Origin of the sequence: uncultured Gemella sp. (genome assembly GCF_963515875.1) — a bacterium.
GTDB lineage: Bacteria > Bacillota > Bacilli > Staphylococcales > Gemellaceae > Gemella.
Genome location: NZ_CAUPZX010000001.1, coordinates 113,221 through 130,122, shown reverse-complemented (window position 1 = coordinate 130,122; position 16,902 = coordinate 113,221). Strand labels below are relative to the sequence as shown.

Annotated in this window: 18 protein-coding genes, 1 tRNA gene and 1 riboswitch; of the genes, 12 read left to right on the top strand and 7 right to left on the bottom strand. The window is 30.3% G+C overall.

Annotated features, from left to right (window positions below):
- Window positions 1–183: 183 nt before the first annotated feature.
- From cysK to RWL85_RS00645, 7 genes are all read left to right on the top strand, one after another.
- The gene (gene cysK / locus RWL85_RS00675; RefSeq protein WP_314083834.1) at window positions 184–1,092 is read left to right on the top strand and encodes a cysteine synthase A; all 909 of its coding nucleotides are present in this window, start codon (window positions 184–186) and stop codon (window positions 1,090–1,092) included.
- A complete protein-coding gene (cysE, locus tag RWL85_RS00670) occupies window positions 1,092–1,622 on the top strand; it encodes a serine O-acetyltransferase (protein ID WP_314083832.1) in 531 nt (176 codons plus the stop codon). Before cysK ends, cysE begins: the two co-directional genes overlap by 1 nt.
- Window positions 1,623–1,813: 191 nt before the next feature.
- Window positions 1,814–2,527 carry an HAD family hydrolase gene (locus tag RWL85_RS00665; RefSeq protein WP_314083830.1) on the top strand — a complete coding sequence of 238 codons (714 nt, stop codon included), beginning with the start codon at window positions 1,814–1,816 and terminating at the stop codon, window positions 2,525–2,527.
- A 221-nt stretch (window positions 2,528–2,748) separates the two neighbouring features.
- Window positions 2,749–3,483, top strand: coding sequence for a rhodanese-like domain-containing protein (locus RWL85_RS00660; RefSeq protein WP_314083828.1), 735 nt, complete (start codon window positions 2,749–2,751; stop codon window positions 3,481–3,483).
- A gap of 149 nt (window positions 3,484–3,632) precedes the next feature.
- Complete coding sequence (locus RWL85_RS00655) at window positions 3,633–4,532, top strand: rhodanese-like domain-containing protein (protein WP_314083826.1); 900 nt, start codon at window positions 3,633–3,635, stop codon at window positions 4,530–4,532.
- A gap of 127 nt (window positions 4,533–4,659) precedes the next feature.
- Window positions 4,660–6,150: a TIGR04282 family arsenosugar biosynthesis glycosyltransferase gene (locus RWL85_RS00650; protein WP_314083824.1), complete on the top strand. Its 1,491-nt coding sequence runs from the start codon at window positions 4,660–4,662 to the stop codon at window positions 6,148–6,150.
- A 9-nt stretch (window positions 6,151–6,159) separates the two neighbouring features.
- A complete protein-coding gene (locus RWL85_RS00645; RefSeq protein ID WP_314083822.1) occupies window positions 6,160–6,738 on the top strand; it encodes a TVP38/TMEM64 family protein in 579 nt (192 codons plus the stop codon).
- Window positions 6,739–6,782: 44 nt separating this feature from the next.
- Here RWL85_RS00645 and RWL85_RS00640 read toward each other — a convergent pair whose 3' ends face one another.
- Window positions 6,783–7,466, bottom strand: coding sequence for a LiaF transmembrane domain-containing protein (locus RWL85_RS00640; RefSeq protein ID WP_314083820.1), 684 nt, complete (start codon window positions 7,464–7,466; stop codon window positions 6,783–6,785).
- Between the two features lie 6 nt (window positions 7,467–7,472).
- Window positions 7,473–7,925 carry a LytTR family DNA-binding domain-containing protein gene (locus tag RWL85_RS00635; RefSeq protein ID WP_314083818.1) on the bottom strand — a complete coding sequence of 151 codons (453 nt, stop codon included), beginning with the start codon at window positions 7,923–7,925 and terminating at the stop codon, window positions 7,473–7,475.
- A gap of 196 nt (window positions 7,926–8,121) precedes the next feature.
- Between RWL85_RS00635 and RWL85_RS00630 the strand changes: the two genes are divergently transcribed.
- Window positions 8,122–8,218 (top strand) — tRNA-Sec (locus tag RWL85_RS00630).
- 59 nt (window positions 8,219–8,277) lie between these two features.
- Here the strand turns inward: RWL85_RS00630 and RWL85_RS00625 are convergent.
- The 4 genes from RWL85_RS00625 to tehB (RWL85_RS00610) all read right to left on the bottom strand — a co-directional run bounded on the left by RWL85_RS00625 (window position 8,278) and on the right by tehB (RWL85_RS00610) (window position 11,933).
- On the bottom strand, window positions 8,278–8,934 hold the full coding sequence (locus RWL85_RS00625) for an energy-coupling factor transporter transmembrane component T (protein WP_314083816.1): 657 nt from the start codon (window positions 8,932–8,934) through the stop codon (window positions 8,278–8,280).
- Complete coding sequence (locus RWL85_RS00620) at window positions 8,915–10,285, bottom strand: ABC transporter ATP-binding protein (protein WP_314083814.1); 1,371 nt, start codon at window positions 10,283–10,285, stop codon at window positions 8,915–8,917. The genes RWL85_RS00625 and RWL85_RS00620 overlap by 20 nt, the downstream gene beginning before the upstream one ends.
- Window positions 10,285–10,842: an ECF transporter S component gene (locus tag RWL85_RS00615; protein ID WP_314083812.1), complete on the bottom strand. Its 558-nt coding sequence runs from the start codon at window positions 10,840–10,842 to the stop codon at window positions 10,285–10,287. The genes RWL85_RS00620 and RWL85_RS00615 overlap by 1 nt, the downstream gene beginning before the upstream one ends.
- Window positions 10,843–10,916: 74 nt before the next feature.
- A riboswitch (TPP riboswitch) is annotated at window positions 10,917–11,006 on the bottom strand.
- A gap of 63 nt (window positions 11,007–11,069) precedes the next feature.
- Window positions 11,070–11,933: an SAM-dependent methyltransferase TehB gene (gene tehB / locus RWL85_RS00610; RefSeq protein WP_314083810.1), complete on the bottom strand. Its 864-nt coding sequence runs from the start codon at window positions 11,931–11,933 to the stop codon at window positions 11,070–11,072.
- Between the two features lie 160 nt (window positions 11,934–12,093).
- Here tehB (RWL85_RS00610) and RWL85_RS00605 point away from each other — a divergent pair, with 160 nt between their 5' ends.
- Entirely contained in the window at window positions 12,094–12,552 is a 459-nt protein-coding gene (locus RWL85_RS00605; RefSeq protein WP_314083808.1) for a low molecular weight protein-tyrosine-phosphatase, read from the top strand.
- An 89-nt stretch (window positions 12,553–12,641) separates the two neighbouring features.
- The gene (locus RWL85_RS00600) at window positions 12,642–13,145 is read left to right on the top strand and encodes a GNAT family N-acetyltransferase (RefSeq protein WP_314083806.1); all 504 of its coding nucleotides are present in this window, start codon (window positions 12,642–12,644) and stop codon (window positions 13,143–13,145) included.
- 41 nt (window positions 13,146–13,186) lie between these two features.
- On the opposite strand, the gene tehB (RWL85_RS00595) is transcribed toward RWL85_RS00600, so the two are convergent.
- Window positions 13,187–14,020 (bottom strand): SAM-dependent methyltransferase TehB, encoded by an 834-nt coding sequence (gene tehB / locus RWL85_RS00595; RefSeq protein ID WP_314083803.1) that lies wholly within the window; start codon window positions 14,018–14,020, stop codon window positions 13,187–13,189.
- A gap of 262 nt (window positions 14,021–14,282) precedes the next feature.
- Between tehB (RWL85_RS00595) and RWL85_RS00590 the strand changes: the two genes are divergently transcribed.
- On the top strand, window positions 14,283–15,008 hold the full coding sequence (locus tag RWL85_RS00590) for a metallophosphoesterase (protein ID WP_314083802.1): 726 nt from the start codon (window positions 14,283–14,285) through the stop codon (window positions 15,006–15,008).
- 577 nt (window positions 15,009–15,585) lie between these two features.
- Entirely contained in the window at window positions 15,586–16,863 is a 1,278-nt protein-coding gene (locus tag RWL85_RS00585) for a CAP domain-containing protein (protein ID WP_314083800.1), read from the top strand.
- The last annotated feature ends 39 nt before the right edge of the window (window positions 16,864–16,902 follow it).

The following is a 16,902-nucleotide window of genomic DNA, read 5'->3' as shown; positions in this document are numbered from 1 at the left end:
TAAAAATAGGCTGTTGATTCATGCATTTTTTGCATTTGTCAACAGCCTGAAAAGAGGACATTAGTCCTCTTTTTTTTGCCTAAATTTATGGCTGAGACTAATTCCTTTATATAGTTCTTAAAAATATGTTATAATCAAACAAATAATAAAAGTTATTTATAAAGTCAGAAGGAGGAATTTTTTATGATAGCAACATCATTAAAATTCGTGGGGAATACACCCGTATATAAATTAGATAACACAAATATTTTTGTGAAACTAGAAAAATATAATCTAGGAGGAAGTGTTAAGGATAGAGCTGTACTTGGAATGTTAGAAGAAGCAATGTCACAAGGTGCAATTAATAAAGATACTATTATTGTAGAACCAACTAGTGGTAACACTGGTATAGCTGTAGCTATTTTAGCCTCTGTTTTGGGCTTGAAGGCGGTAATTATTATGCCAGAAAGTATGAGTGTAGAAAGACGTAATATTATTAAAGCATATGGAGCGCAATTAATTCTAACTCCAAAAGAATTAGGTATCAAAGGATCAATAGCGAAAGCTGCAGAAATTCGTGAAAAATACAGTAATGCCATTTCTTTAAGTCAATTTGATAATCCAGCCAACCCAGGATATCACCACAAAACAACAGGACGCGAGATATTAGAACAAGTGCCTAATATTGATGTATTTGTTGCTGGAGTAGGAACTGGAGGGACATTTACAGGAGTTGCAAAATATCTAAAAGAAAACAAACCAGAAGTATTAACGGTAGCAGTAGAACCAGCAGAATCTCCAGCTATTAGTGAAGGTCATGGTGGTGTTCATAAAATCCAAGGAATTGGAACAGGATTTATTCCAGAAAACTTCAATAAAGAATATATGGATGAAATCTACACAGTAACGAGTGAAGAAGCAATTGAAGAGACTAAAAACTTCTTACGTTCTACTGGTATTGGAATTGGTATTTCATCAGGTGCGGCAATAGTTGGAGCTAAAAAGGCTGCGGAGAAGTACCCTGATAAAAATATTGTAACAATCTTACCTGATGGTGTAGATAAGTATTTATCTGTGCTTGATTTTGAAGATGTTACACATGTAGAAGTGTAATGAATTATTTTGAGAACTTATCTTATAATTTAGATAGAGTACTTAAAGATGATCCTGCGGCAGAGTCAAAATTGATGATTTATTTAACATATCCCCATATAAAGGCGCTTAATTATCACTATTTTGCACATAAGCTATATAAGAGAGGATGGCATACTTTAGCTCGTTTATTGTCTAAAAGAGCAAGAAGGTTGACTGGTATAGAAATCCATCCCGGAGCAAAAATAGGCAAAGGTTTATTTATTGATCACGGTATGGGAGTTGTTATAGGTGAAACTGCCATAGTCGGAGATAATGTTACGATGTATCATGGTACAACGCTTGGAGGTACAACATTGAATCCGGAAAAAAGGCATCCAACGATAGGGGACAATGTTATGATAGGTGCAGGGGCAAAGGTTTTAGGAAATATAACTATAGGTAGAAATTCGAAAATAGGAGCGAATGCGGTTGTAAAACACAGTATTCCAGAGGGAACTATAGTTTATGAAGCAAGACCAGTAGTAAAATATTTAAAAGACAACAAATAATATTTTAGAAATATTTTCGTTTTTCATCTAAATAGGGTTAAATATAGTATAACAAACTATAACTTATATTTAATGGCTTATCCCAAGGGGATGACTCGATAAAATTGATTTTAAAAATCATGATGTAGAGTTATTCCCTCAATTTTTTAGCTCTAATTTTTCATAGATATTTTTAATAGGAGGTGATATTGATGACTAAGATAAAGAACCTGATTTTTGATCTGGATAATACTTTGTATGATTTTAGTAAAATCTGGAAAATTTCTAATAAGTTGGTTTTTGAGTATTTGGAATATGATAAACTGACTACTTATGAAGAATATTTTAAGTTATATAAAAGTGTTAATAATAAGTTGGTTAAAGAGGTTTTGAAGGGAAATTTAAAAATAATAGAGCTTAGAAATAAACGTCTTATGCTCACGTTGGAGCAATTTGGCTTAAATCTTACGGTAGAAGATTGTAATTTTTATTATGAAAAGCAATTTGAATATATCTTAGAATCGATAGCACCTGATGAAGAAGTGAATTTGAAGATAAGACAGTTACAAGAAAAATACAATATGATAGTTTTAACTAATGGAAAATCCTACGAACAAAGGATGAAGTTGAAGAAACTAGGATTAGAAAACATTTTTAAATTGTATATTTCAGGAGAAACACATATAAGTAAGCCTAAAGATAAGGCGTTCATCAATGTATTAGAATCAGAAGGATTATTAGCGGATGAAACAATGATGATTGGGGATTCATTACATCATGACATTCTACCTGCTAAGAAATTAGGGTTAAAAACATGTTTGGTAGAGAAAAAATGGCATTTTGATGATGAATTGCAGGCTTATTCAGGTTATAAGGTGAAAAATATAAAACAGTTTCTTGATGAATTAGAAACGAGAGTGTTGTAAAAATATTATTATTTTTCTGAACATAATAAAAGTATTAAAAAAATAAGGTTCATAATAAAAGCTATAATCATTAGTGGATTGTAGCTTTTATTGCGTTATTATGTAAATTGGAATTTGTAATAAAAGTAAAATAATTATTTGATATCTTGGGAAGTGCGGTTGATTGAATTTATTTAATTTGTTATACTATTTATGAAATTAAATATAAAGGAGATAAATTTATGAAATGCAATAAATTATTAGTTGTCAGTATGGCAGCAGTGTTATCGTTATCGTTAGCGGGGTGTTCTTCATCGTCTAATAGTACTTCTAGCAGTAGCAATAATTCAACAGTAGCTGTAAAAGAGTTAAAAGGTGAAGAATTAAATAAAATTGAAAAGGATGATAAGGAGAAAGAAAAATATCTTGTTATTGATGTAAGAGATGCTAAAGAATACAAAGAAGGACATGTAAAACACGCTATTAATATTCCGTTAGCTGACATTGAAAAACATGCAGAACACTTAAGCGCATGGAAAGACAAAGAAGTAGTAACAATCTGTAATACTGGTAAGAAAAGTAAAGAAGCTGCTGATAAACTTGTAAAAGCAGGATTCAAAAAAGTTTCTAACGCTCAAGGTGTTAAAGATTACAAAGATTATGAAATCGTTAAGTTTACTACTTTATTAGCAAATGAATTCCAAGCTGCAATCGATAAAAAAGAAGGAACGTTTATCGACGTTCGTGAAGCAAAAGATTATGAAAAAGGTCATGTAGCAGGGGCTAAAAACATTGATGTTAAGAATATAGATAAAGATCTTGAAGCATTACTACCAAACGATAAAAATACACCTATTTATACTTACTGTTATAGCGGTAACCGTTCATCAAAAGCTGCACAAAAAGCTGTCGAGTTAGGATACACAAATGTATATAATGCTTGGGATGGAGCAAAAGAACATGAATATAAGTTCTAATAAATAATATTATAAATAATGAGTAAAAATAATATTATTTATTAGAAAAAAAATTATTTTTAAGTTATACTAATAAGGGACAGGGGATACCTAAAATAATATTTAAGTGCCGCTTGTCTCTTATTAAACAAGGATAGGAAGGAACATAAATGAAATTTAATAAACTTTTAGCTGTGAGTATGTCGGCAGTATTATCATTAACTTTAGTAGGATGTTCAACTACTACATCTGCAAAAGAATTAAAAGGGGAAGAGTTGAATAAAATTCAAAAAGATGACAAAGAAAAAGAAAATTACCTAGTTATAGATATTAGAGAAGAAGCTGCTTATAAACAAGGTCATCTTAAACATGCAATAAATATTCCAGTATCAAAAATAGATAAAAGTATCGAGCAAATTCGTCTGTGGAGAGAGAAAAAAGTAGTTGTATACAGTGATAATACTAATACAACTAACAATGCTGTAGAAAAACTTACAAAACAAGGATTTAAAGATGTAACAGGCGCTCAAAACATTAAAGACTATAAGTATGATTTAGTTAAATATACATCGTTAAATGGAAGTAAATTCCAAGATGCTTTATTAGACACTACAGCAAACAATGTATTCTTGGATGTAAGAGATAAAGCTGATTTTGAAAAAGGGCACGGAGCAGGTGCAAAAAATATCGATGTTAAAAATTTAGATAATTTACAATCTGTGTTACCTGAAAATAAAGAGATTCCTATATATGTATACAGTGCGACAGGAACTAGTTCATCAGTAGTAGCTCAGAAACTAATTGATTTAGGGTACAAAAATGTATTTAATGCAATAGATGGAACTAAAGAGTTTAGCTATAAATTTGAAATTGCTGATTGTTGTAAAGATCCTAGTGATACAGTAAAAGGTTCAGAGAAGCATGAAGGTCACTGTGAACATTGTAAAGAAGGTCATGGTGAGCATAAAGGTCATGAAGGACATAATCATTCTTCAGACAAGAAAGATGAACATGCTGGACACAATCACTCTTCAGATAAGAAAGATGATCATTCAGGGCATAATCATTAACATATAGTATAGAAAGGGTGACTTAATATCGTGATTTTAGTAAGAAAATGGTTATTAAGTCACTTTTTCGCTAATAAGAATAGGTACTTATAAATATATATAATAACATTAGAGGAAGACTTTAGGGATGAAAAACAAGATAATATTTTTTACGAGAGTGCCTAAAGTAGGTACAACAAAGACAAGGTTGTATGATTTTGTTTCTCCAGAAACTGCTGTTGAAATTCAAAAAAAATTGATGAGAAAAAACTATGATATTTTGAAAAATAGTAAAGAAGAGTTAGTAGTTTACCATGATGGGCAAAGTAGTGATAATGAAATTATGAAGAATATTCTAGAAGATAGAGAATTTTCTTATCAAGTAGGAGCCACACTTGGAGACAAAATGTACAACGCTATTGAAGCAGAATTACTGGCTAGTGACAAGGTGATTTTACTAGGTTCAGATATATTTAATCTTCAAGAAAATATGATTCACACTGCGTTTGAAAAATTAGCCGAGTATGATGTCGTTATAAATCCAAGTGTTGATGGTGGGTATTTTTTAATAGGTATGAAAAAAGCTATAAAAGAAGTATTTAATCTTCCTAGCTATGGTGACAATACAGTTTTAGAGAACTTACTTGCTGTTTGCAATGTACAGAAGTTAAGTTATTATTTAGGAGAAGATGGTTTAGATATAGATACAAAAGAAGATCTTCTATCAGCAGAAACAGGTTATAGTAATATTGAATTGCTAGGTGCAGGAGAGTATAATATTAATTTTACCTTTGATGCTAAGAATATAAAAAAGGTTCTTAGAATCAATATGAAGAGTCAGATGAATCTAGAAAATCAGATAGAATATGAATATGAAACATTACAATTACTAAAAGATAGTGGTGTTACACCGAAGCTATATGATTTAATAACAGAAACAACTTTATTACCTTATAAATACTTGACTATGGAATTCTTGAAAGGAAGAGTACTTAATTACAGAACGGATATGAAGATAGCCGCGTATTTACTAAGTAAAGTTCATAATACAAAATATGATGATAATAATTTGATAAATGCTACAAATCCATTTCAACTCATGTTCGATGAATGTAAACAAATGTCTGGTGAGTATTTAGCTTGGGATAAAGCTGATGAGAAAGTTAGCAACTATATTAGAGCATTTTTAGAAAAATGTCAGAGTCTTATTCCAAAAGAATATACTATAGCTAATCCGTGTATAATTAATACAGAATTAAATTCGGGGAATTTCTTAATAGGAGAAGGAAAAGAAGACAGCTATATTATTGATTGGGAGAAGGCATTAATAGGAGAGTGTGAACAAGATTTAGCTCATTTCCTAGCTCCAACAACTACATTTTGGAAAACTTATATTATCTTATCAGAAAAAGAAATTAACGATTTCTTAGAGGAATATAGTAGTTATCGAGCCTTTGATAGAGAAAGGTTTGAAAGATATTTAGTATTTAATTGTCTAAGAGGTGTGACATGGTGTAGTATGGCATTCAGACAATATAGTGAAAATGATAAAATGTTAATGGATGATACAACGTTTAAGAAGATAGCTTCATATATTGAATTAGAGTTTTTAGAAAAAGTATCAGCATACTTTAAATAGGAGGAAGTAATGACTGAATTTATTCAAAGTTTTGGTGTACTAGCGCCGATTATTTATGTATTAATGTTTATGTTTTTACCGGTATTTTTCTTTCCGGTTCCGATACTTGCCGTTGCTGGAGGAGTAGCTTTCGGCTTTGTTGAAGGAAGCTTATTAACTTTTGTTGGGGCTTCATTAAATTGCTATATTATGTTCGTTATCTCACGTCGTTTCGGTCGTGAATGGGTGAAAAACTATCTTAAGAAAAAAATGACGCCGAAGCAGCATGATAGGATATTTAATGTTAGTGATGAAAAACTAATGATGAGCTTAGTGATATTAAGACTTATACCGTTGGTTCCATATAATATGTTAAATTACGGATATGGGTTAACAAATATTAGTTTAATAAAATATATGATAGCAAGTGTACTCGGAATAATACCAGGAACAATAGTATTTTTAAACTTCGGAGCTACTAGTACAAATATTTTCAGTAAAGAATTTTTAATAGCCTCATTATTAGTAATTTTATTAACTGTTGGTTCTATCTATTTATCTAAGTTAGTAGAAAAAAGAGAACAACAAAAGAAAGTAGGAAACAATTAAAAATAAAACTCTCAAGATTGCAAGAATTCCTGAGAGTTTTATTTTTATACATGAATTATTTCAACTTCTCCAAATGTTACTGAACCATTTAGGATAATTTTAACATCTTTACCGCTGCTATGAGAATTTTTTTGAACTTTTCCTAAAAAGTTATTTGTATTGTTTTCGATTGTCCATTCTTTCGGTACATAAACCTTTAGATTTCCGAAAGAAATCAAAACATTAAGGTCAAAGTCTTTAATAGGATAAGTATTTAATTTTTCGAAATAGATGGTAGTAGTTCCGAATGTTGTAGAAGCAGAGAATGAATCAGCTTTAGTTATGTCTATGTACTGAACATTTTCACCAAATGTTACATCAGAAAAATCATTACCATTTTTTATCTTTTGATATTTTTTTCCTTTGTAAAAACTTTTGAATTCTCTATATTTATATTTTCTAGGGACAAACATAGAAATACCTAGACTAAGGAAAACAGCAACAAAGAATATTTTTCCACCTGATATATCAGCAAAGTGATAGTTTTTATTATATATATAGAATAGTAATGCCAGTGGGAATATTGTTCCAAAAGAATCAAAATCCATTAAACCTCGAATTGCAAAAAAACCAAGAACTACTGTACATATAGCTAAAAAGATTGATCCGTTTGGGAAAATACTGAATCCGTCGAGTAGAGTAGTTACTGCAAGGACTATAAAGAATAATCCAATAAAACTTCGTCTCATTTATTTTTACCTCATTTCTTTTAATTTATCTTTTAATATTTTATAGTAATGTCTAGAAATATGAACCTGCTTCTTTGAATTAGAGAAAGAAGCGGTGCTTGAACCAGAAAAAGATTTTTCTAGTGAATAAATTGCCCTTGTATTTATTATTGAGCTCTTAGAAATTCGACAAAAGAAAAAAGGAATTGTTTGTTCTAATTCATATAATTTGAATTTGACTTCGAAAAATTCATCTCTAGTATGAGCGTATACTTTATTATCATCAGTTTCAAAAAATAAAATAGATTCTAGAGGAATGAAATACTCAGAATTACCTTTATAGAAAATTATTTTTTGAGAATCAAATAGAGCTTTTTCAACTAATTCTTTAATTAATATGACATCATTATTTAAATCTGGAGTCTTAATAACTAGTTCAATTTCTTTAAGGTTTGAGTCTAGTTCGATATTAATTTTCATATTGTCTCCTTTCTAAATGTTTATAGTTATATTATATATTATTTCAGTTTAAAAATTAATAGCTTTTAAGTAAGTGGTAAAAAACTAGCGGTGAGCGGTATTTATTATAAAGAGATGAGAGTACTTCGATGTTCTGAACACGTTAACATATAATGTTGATTTTTCTGTATTTTTATTGTATAATATAAACATACTTGGGAGTGGATGAGTTCTGGTGTGCTCTCTAGTCTTCAAAACTAGTATGAGGGGTTAAGAGCCTCTTGGGTGGGTTCGATTCCCACACATTCCCGCCAATTTTATATATATGAATATAATAAATGCCATCATGGAATTTGTTCATGATGGCATTATTCTATATGTTGAGTATTAATAAAGAAGCTGATATTAATAAGAATATTATTAATATAATAATACTTTTGTTTTTATCAACAACATATTTGTGATAATGAGTTCTTATTTTGTAGTCTTCATAAGCGTGAACCGTCATTGCTTCTGAAATTTGAGGTTGCCATGTTAGAGCAATAAAAATTGCTTTAGCGTAATAATACGGTGACCAAAATGCTAAGGAAACGCCTCTTAAACGACTAGATTTTGTAATCATCTGAGTTTCATACTGTATTCTTGGCAAGGCTTGGATAACTACTAAGAGTCCATAGACGATATTTGAGGAAAGTCCATGCTGTTCGAAGTATTTTAATAATTCTACTAGAGAAATGTATGTTGCCATGAATAAGCCTAAGGCTGCAAAACTATATGTCCTAGAAAAAATTAATAGCGCAAATTTATAATTCGAACTATGAACGACAATAGCCCAACCAGAACCTAATGCAGGTAATAGAGGTACTATAATGAAATATAGCAGTTTTTTCCAGAATCTTGATAGACAAAAATAGAGAATTGTTAGACCGATAATTATAAAATTTAGTACTAATAATTTACTAAATGAAATCCAGATAGTTAGTAATAATACAATTAATGCGAGAGTAGGACTAATTATTTTCTTTTGCATAAAACTCCTCCTTTGCATAATGGAGCGTATTATCTGAAATTTCAATATGATAATCACTTCTACCATTCAGTGGTTCTAATCTGTGGCTGACAATAATAAATGATTGTCCAGCAATTTTTTTATTTTCCTCGATCCAATCCATTATAAAAGTGCATGCTCTTTCGTCAAGATGAGTAAAAGGTTCATCTAACAGAAGTAGCTCAGTTTTTTGGCTTAATAAACACATTAGTTGGATAAGTTTTCGTTGTCCACCACTATAATAGTATAGACTTTTATCAAGTTCTTTTTCTAAATCAAATTCTTTTAGAAGTCTTTGTTGCCATGAAATAGCATGTTCCCAAATATCTTTTTGCATAGAAATTTCTTCACGAGGCATTAAGCTAATAAACTGTTGAAAGGCATCTTGTAAGCAAGTGCTTATTTTTTTGTATAGCTTCCTTGATTTCTTAACCTTCGAACCATCAAAGTATATATTCCCCTCAAACTTTTTTAATTGAGAGATAGCATGAAGTAAGGTTGTCTTTCCAGTACCGTTATCCCCAGTTAAAGTAGTAATTCCCTTATATATTTCAAAATTATTTATATTTAAAAGTTTTTTATCGCCTTGACTAATACTAACATTTTCTAGTTTTAATATTTGATCGGATTTAATATTATTACTTAATTTTACACTATTTGGAATAATATCAGGACTATTAATTAGTTTAAAATTCCCGTTTTCTAAGTAATAAAATGTGTCTGCGTAATTTAGATAAAGTTGATATTCATGATCACAAACGACTATTGTTACTCCATGATTATTTAAGTCTTTAAGTAACGTTAATAGTGAATTACGAGTCTTCTTATCGACATTTGCAAAAGGTTCATCTAAAATTAAAACTTCACTTCCCATAGCTAATGCTACTGCAAAAGCGGCTCGTTGACGTTCTCCCCCAGATAATGTATGGATATGCTTAGTAGAGATTTCATATGTGTTTGTAATAGATAAAGCATACTCTAATTTTTTATCGATAATCTGAGGCTCAAGGCATAGATTTTCTAATGCAAAGATTATTTCTTCTTTTAAAGTAGGCATAACAAACTGATTAATGGCATGTTGCATTACATATCCAATATTTTTAACATGTTCTTGCATTGGAATATCAACTATGTTTTTCTCCTTGTATCTTATAACTCCCTCGTATTCTTCTTTATACAATTTACAAATAGTGCGTAGTAGGGTAGACTTACCACTACCAATATTTCCGGTTAAAACTAACCAACTATGTTCTTTTATTTTTAAACTAACGTTATCAAATAAGACTTTATCTTTAATTTTTAGAGAAAAATTATCGATTTCTATAATATTCATTATTTATTCCCACTATTTTGAACTTTATTAACGATATTTAAAATTAATTTAACACAAATTACACCAAAGAAAAATACAGAAATAAAACGCACGATTAGAATCGCTAAAATCATACCTATTGAGAATGCTTGGTAACCAGATTGAAAGTATTTATAAGCAAAACTAAATAGTGTAATACCTACTGCAGAAAGGAATAGTGAAAATGTATCGTAGCGTTTGTATCTTGTTGCTAAGAAACCAACCTCAGAGCCGACCCCTTGTACTAAACCAGAAACAAGAACTGCAGCACCAAAGTATGATCCATATAGCATCTCAGCCAATGCACCTAGAACCTCTCCGAGTGTAGCACTTCCTGGTTTTTGAATAAGTACTGCAGCAACTGGACCAGCCATTACCCATAAACCAAATAATATAGAGTTAGCAAACGGTGCGTATCCGACTGCTCCTAGAGCAGCTTTTAACGGAACATAAACCAAACTTGTTGCAAGGAATATTCCTCCAAATAAGAAACCTATTAAAGCAATAATAATAATGTCCTTTGTAGACCATTTTTTCATAAGAAAAACCTCCTGTTATTTTAAATTCATTAAAACGACAAGAGGTACTCGTAAATTCAAAAATACAAATAAAAATTGTTAAGTTAACATTTTCCTACGGCTGTATTAACAGCATCAGGTTCTATGGGTATAATCTCAGCTTAAAAGCACCCCAAATGTTTTAATGATTAATTAAAATTATAACACTCGATGATAACGATGTCAAAAAACTAGCTTAAAAAAATAAATTACTTGATTTTTTTAGCCAACATAGTAGCAAAGCGAAGTTTAAATCTATTGCCGTTAGCATCAGTTTTATGAAGCTGTCCAAAATCTTCATTATATTTAATAAATTCCCAGTCTTTGTAATATTCTTTTAGTTCATTTTCTTTAAAAGTAAATGGGAAAGGAAGTGGACATGGTGCATCATCAGTTGACATTGCAGCAACTATTAAATTATAACCACCAAGGGTAGTCTGTTCTTGCATATTTTTAATAACCTTAGGAATAGATTGTTCTTCGATAAACATTAAAACTACTGTAGAAAGTATAAAGTCGTAAGTATTTCTAAGAGCTGCATCATTTATATCGTAACTACCAATTTTAATATCCAAATCTTCAATTCTAGATGTTTCCATTAGAAATTCTAAGGCAGGAATATTATTATCTACTGCAGTGACTTCAAAGCCAAGTTTAGAAAGAAATAAAGAATTACGCCCCTGACCAGATCCAAGGTCCAAGGTTTTACACGGTTTAATAATTTCAACGGCTTCTACTACTTCAGAGTGAGCAGGATTAATATCGTATTTGTTTTTAAAATAATTTTTGGGCTCACAGTAAAACTCTAAAAAACATTCTAAATCATCTGATAAAGGAGCAACACGATGCCATGCTTGTGGTTTAACGAAAGGAATATCACTCTCAGATGTGAAAATGTGTTCCTGTATAACTTCATTATCTTCAGTAAGTTCTGTAAACTGTAGTTTTCCGTTAAGAATAGTTAATTTTGCCCATACGTCTTTTCTAGTGTTATGTTTATGTCTGAACGGCTCGGGAAGTGTTTGAGCAGTCCAATTTGGTAATCGTTTGTAGCATACTAAGTTTTTTGTCATTTTAATCTCCTTACTAATAGCTAAATTTAAGTTAATTATATCATGTAAAACATAAAAATAAAATTAGAAGAAATATTTTATAAAATATCTTTATTATGTTGAATCCAAGTCAATGTGATATAATATAAATATTAGAAAATATTATTTAGGAGATGAAAAAATGGTAAAAGTGTTATTCGTTTGTTTAGGAAATATTTGTCGTTCACCTATGGCAGAGGCTATATTTAGAGATATGGTAGAAAAAGAAGGATTAAGCGAAAAAATTCAAATAGATTCAGCAGCGACTAGTAGTTGGGAACATGGTAATCCAGTTCACAGTGGAACTAAAAAAGAACTTGCTAAAGTAGGAATAGGCGTAGAAGGAATGTATTCTAGAATTCTAAACGATGATGATTTGGAATCTGATTATATCGTGGGAATGGATGACAGTAATATGGAAAACATCAATAAGTTTATAGCTGGAAGAAAAACAGGAGAGGTCAAAAAATTATTAGAGTATGCTGGAGAAGATAGAATTATCGATGATCCATGGTATACTGGAGACTTCAAAACAACATTTAATGATGTAACTAAGGGATGTGCGGCTTTATTAGAAAAAATCAAGAAAGAAGATCTTTAATAGGGTAAATAAATTATATAAGTGTTATTTATAAGATACTTTGTTCATATAAATAGTTACTTATGAGAAAGAAGGTTAGGAGAAATATTATGTCGATTATTAGAACGGTTGAACTAGAAGATGCTGAGAAGTTGGTAAATATTTATAGACCATATGTAGAACATACAGCCATTACCTTTGATTACACAGTACCGAGTTTACATGAGTTTGAAGAGAAAATATCTAAAACTATTCAAAGTTATCCATTTTTGGTAGTGGAAGAAGGGGATGAACTACTAGGTTATGCTTATGCTAGTGAGTTTTATCCTAAAGATGCATATAAATGGACAGCTGAGATTACGATTTATCTAGATGAAAAAGTTCGTGGTAAAGGCGTTGGAGAGAAGTTATATAATGAACTTGAAAAGCAACTTTATAACAAAGGAATATGCAGATTGACTTCGTGTATTGCTTATCCAGATGAAGGAAGTGTATCATTCCATGAAAAAAGTGGTTTTAGGAAAGTAGCTCATTTCGAGAAAGTAGGGTATAAATTTAATCGTTGGTATGATGTAGTTTGGTATCAAAAAGATATTAGAGAAAATATTGAATAATAGAATTCCCCACAAAATAACTTTTTGTGGGGATGTTTTTGTTATATTTTTTGAGCCAATATAACGGCATATGGATAAGGGGAAGCGGTAATATCTTCTTTGTATTTAATAATTTTCCAATCCTCATAGTATTCTCTAAGCTCCCCTTCAATAAAAGTAAAAGGAAATGGAGTAAGAGGACAACCATGTTTTGTAGCATTCAATGCACTTACAATAAGATTATATCCACCTTTGTTAGTTTGTTTTTTTATGTTACTTATAATGCTTTGGACTCGGGTAGGATTTAAATACATAAATACATCTGTAGAAAAGATAAAGTCATAAGTATCTTTGATATTAGCTTCAACTATATCATGTTTGAACACATTCAGATTTAGTTTCTCTTTGATGGATATATCAGCAAGATCTTGTAAGAATTTAGCATTAATATCAACAGCTGTTATATTGAAGTCAAGTGATGAAAGATATAATGAATTTTTTCCTTGACCAGCCCCTAAATCTAAAGTTTTACATGGAGTTATATAATTCATAGCCTCAACAACTTCTTTATGAGCAGGACTTAAATCATACTTATTGAAAAAATAGTCTTCAGGTGTACAATAAAACTCCAAATGGAACTGTAAATCTGTAGAATTTGGATGAATTCTAAAAATACTTTGCGGTTCTATAAGATCGATAGTACTGTTTTTATTTAAAGAAAATTGTTTGATCGGGTCATTATCTTCGTCTAAAAAATTAAATTTCATTTTTCCTTTAACGATAATCAACTTTGTCCAAACACCTTGTTTAGTGTGAAATCCTTCTCTGTATGTTTTTGGCAATGAAAGAGCAGTAAGGTTTGAAGTTCTTTTAAAACAAAGTAAGTTATTTTCCATATGCTGCTCCTTTCTCTTAATATTTACTAATATTATATCATGTGAAAAGTGTTATTTAAAATGATAACCTAAAAGAATTTATATAAATTTTGTTTTGTAAGCCTATATATCATAAGCTATATAAACTCTGAAAAAATAAATTATATGTGAAAACATACATTAGTATTTTTACAATTATTAGGAAAGGTAAAAGTTATCTATTTACAATGATTAAATTTTCCTTTATTATAGAAAACATGATATATGCGAAGAAGGTGTTTTTATGAGAACAATTGTAATTTCTGATATACATGGAAGTTATTATACTATGAAAAAACTGTTAAATGAAGTGAATTTTGAGGCTGACAAAGATAAATTGATATGCTTAGGGGATATGTGTGACAGAGGAAAAAATACAAGGTTAGTATGGAAATTTTTTTATAATCTGCAAAAAGTATATTCACATCACGTTGTATTACTAGGAAATCATGAAGATATGTTTAATTTAGCAATGAAAGAGGCCATGTATAGTGATTATTCAGTAATTAGACAAGATCATTATTTTAGAAATAGTGGATTAACAACACTACAGTCATTTTATGAAGATGCAACTGTTGAAAATAGGAGAAAATACTTTAGAAAATTTGCTAGGGACTATAGAGATTTGAGAAAATGGCTGAAAAATCTTCCAACAAGATATGAAAGTAATGAGTTTTACTTTGTTCATGCTGGGATAGATTTTGATAAATACTTTTGGAATCAAAATCATCGAGATATGATTTGGATTAGAGAACCCTTTTTAAGCAGTGAGAAAAAATATGATAAAAAAGTATTTCATGGACATAGTCCTGTAAAAGTTGAACCATATTATGAGATAAAGGATAATCGAATTAATGTTGATGGTGGTTGTGTTTATGGAGGGAAATTAAATATTATAGTAATTGAAGGTAGTAGTATAAGTATAAAACAAAGTGAGATTCTAAAAGAGGATATATATAGTAATAAATAATAAAATGGAGCTGACTAAAAAGTCCTTAATTTTTAAAAAGATATATAAAAACTCATGGTGCAGTGATTTATTGATATCTAGGTTCATTTATAGAGGCTTTTTGGACATATAATAAACATTGCGGGAGTGACTCGATAAAATCGATTTCTAAGAAATCGTGATTTTTGAGTTACTCCTATTTTTAATTTTATAATAAAAAAAACCGAGCACAATTGTCTCGGTCTCTTATAGAAAAGGAAAGTTTATGAAGTTTATAACTATTTACTAGTTATGTATCATATTATAAGACTTATACCTTAAATATACTTTAAATTTAGTTTTAACTATAATTAAATTAAAAATAGTACAAACATTGTTAAAACAATGTTTATATACATATATGAAAATGAAAATTAAAAATGATAGTTTTATATAAGTAATGAAAATAAAATAACAAAACATTTTGAAATATTTCTAAATTGTTACAAAATGTATTTTGTATTACAAAATTTAAAATCTATTGATTAGAGATGTAGGAATAGATTATAATATAGGAGAAGTAATTATTAAATTAATAATAATGAGGAGAAGAGATGTAATGAAAAAGAAGAGCTTAAAATTAACTGGTAAAGTATTAGCAGGACTGGTATTATTTTCAGGAATAACATCAGTGCCTACAAAAGCAATTGATGTTAAACCAGTTGCAGTAGATGTAAATGTAGCTAATGTGAAGGCAAATGTCTTTGAAAAAGATGGACACTTCTATGCTAAATTAGTAGCAGATAGAGAGGTAGCTAATGTTGTAGCGCGTATTACAACTGAAAGCAAAGCTGAGTTTTTAATTAAAAGAGATGTTCTTAAAGCAGGTGAAGAAGTTGTTGTTGAATTAGATTTAGCAGCGCAAGTACCTACTAGAAAATTACCTCACACTGGGGTTAAAAAAGAATCATTTACTACAGTAAATGAAGTAGGTGGTCATACGTTTAAAATCACGGTTCGTTACGAAGTAGCGACAGAAGAGGGTAAGGCTCAACAAAAATCTAACAATGACCTTAAAAACAAGGTAAAAGAAGAAAAAACGGAAACACCAACAAATGTGCCAAGTATATCTGATTTGGCTAAAAAACCTGCACCTACAGTAGCTGATCCAGCACCAGTTGCAACTCCAGCTGAACTTGAAAAACCAAAAACAGCAGATAATGTAAAACCATCTGATAAGCCAGCAGGGTTATTAAATACTCCGGTAACAACTGCTACTACAGAGCCAAAAACAATCATGACAAGTGCTCCAAAGACAGGAACAACTCAGCCAAAAGAAACAAAAGTAGAGCTTCCTAAGCAAACTACTCAAGCAACGGTTGCTTCATCTTTTGAAGAACAAATCAAACAATCATTTTTAGCTCAATTAAATCAATTACGTGCTAAAAATAATCTTGGGCCATTAACTCAAAATGCGGCCTTAAATACAGCTACTGCAAATCGTGCGAACTACGTAGCGAATAATGGTGGAGTACATGCAACAGTTCATGGAGATGGTGGAGCTTTAGAAAAAGCAGCAGCAGCTAGTGCAGGCTTCCCTGGAGCTAATAGTATTCTTTATAATGTTGTTCAAGTAGGGCAAAGTGGTACAGCTGATCAAATCGCTTATCAATTGTTATTTGAACTATTTTCAGAAAAACATAATGTTACAACTGCACACCCATATGGGCACAGAAATACACTTCTTTCTTCTACGTCAAAATTTGTGGGAGTAGGTGTTAAGATTTCAAATGGTTTAGTAACATTAGTCCAACACCAAGATAATTTTGGTGGATATAACGGATCTACACCAACTCCAGGCGTATTCTTAGATGGTAACTCTTATATTGAAAAATAATATATAGAAAGTTTTAAAAACAGCTAATTAAGTAGTCTT

Excerpts from the sequence above, each read along its gene's own strand:
- cysE (WP_314083832.1), top strand. The coding sequence starts at position 1,092 with ATGAATTATTTTGAGAACTTATCTTATAATTTAGATAGAGTACTTAAA.
- RWL85_RS00640 (WP_314083820.1), bottom strand. The coding sequence starts at position 7,466 with ATGAGACGAAGTTTTATTGGATTATTCTTTATAGTCCTTGCAGTAACT.
- RWL85_RS00590 (WP_314083802.1), top strand. The coding sequence starts at position 14,283 with ATGAGAACAATTGTAATTTCTGATATACATGGAAGTTATTATACTATG.
- tehB (WP_314083803.1), bottom strand. The coding sequence starts at position 14,020 with ATGGAAAATAACTTACTTTGTTTTAAAAGAACTTCAAACCTTACTGCT.
- RWL85_RS00585 (WP_314083800.1), top strand. The coding sequence starts at position 15,586 with ATGAAAAAGAAGAGCTTAAAATTAACTGGTAAAGTATTAGCAGGACTG.
- RWL85_RS00635 (WP_314083818.1), bottom strand. The coding sequence starts at position 7,925 with ATGAAAATTAATATCGAACTAGACTCAAACCTTAAAGAAATTGAACTA.
- RWL85_RS00645 (WP_314083822.1), top strand. The coding sequence starts at position 6,160 with ATGACTGAATTTATTCAAAGTTTTGGTGTACTAGCGCCGATTATTTAT.
- cysK (WP_314083834.1), top strand. The coding sequence starts at position 184 with ATGATAGCAACATCATTAAAATTCGTGGGGAATACACCCGTATATAAA.
- tehB (WP_314083810.1), bottom strand. The coding sequence starts at position 11,933 with ATGACAAAAAACTTAGTATGCTACAAACGATTACCAAATTGGACTGCT.
- RWL85_RS00600 (WP_314083806.1), top strand. The coding sequence starts at position 12,642 with ATGTCGATTATTAGAACGGTTGAACTAGAAGATGCTGAGAAGTTGGTA.
- RWL85_RS00650 (WP_314083824.1), top strand. The coding sequence starts at position 4,660 with ATGAAAAACAAGATAATATTTTTTACGAGAGTGCCTAAAGTAGGTACA.
- RWL85_RS00605 (WP_314083808.1), top strand. The coding sequence starts at position 12,094 with ATGGTAAAAGTGTTATTCGTTTGTTTAGGAAATATTTGTCGTTCACCT.
- RWL85_RS00655 (WP_314083826.1), top strand. The coding sequence starts at position 3,633 with ATGAAATTTAATAAACTTTTAGCTGTGAGTATGTCGGCAGTATTATCA.
- RWL85_RS00625 (WP_314083816.1), bottom strand. The coding sequence starts at position 8,934 with ATGCAAAAGAAAATAATTAGTCCTACTCTCGCATTAATTGTATTATTA.
- RWL85_RS00660 (WP_314083828.1), top strand. The coding sequence starts at position 2,749 with ATGAAATGCAATAAATTATTAGTTGTCAGTATGGCAGCAGTGTTATCG.
- RWL85_RS00620 (WP_314083814.1), bottom strand. The coding sequence starts at position 10,285 with ATGAATATTATAGAAATCGATAATTTTTCTCTAAAAATTAAAGATAAA.
- RWL85_RS00665 (WP_314083830.1), top strand. The coding sequence starts at position 1,814 with ATGACTAAGATAAAGAACCTGATTTTTGATCTGGATAATACTTTGTAT.
- RWL85_RS00615 (WP_314083812.1), bottom strand. The coding sequence starts at position 10,842 with ATGAAAAAATGGTCTACAAAGGACATTATTATTATTGCTTTAATAGGT.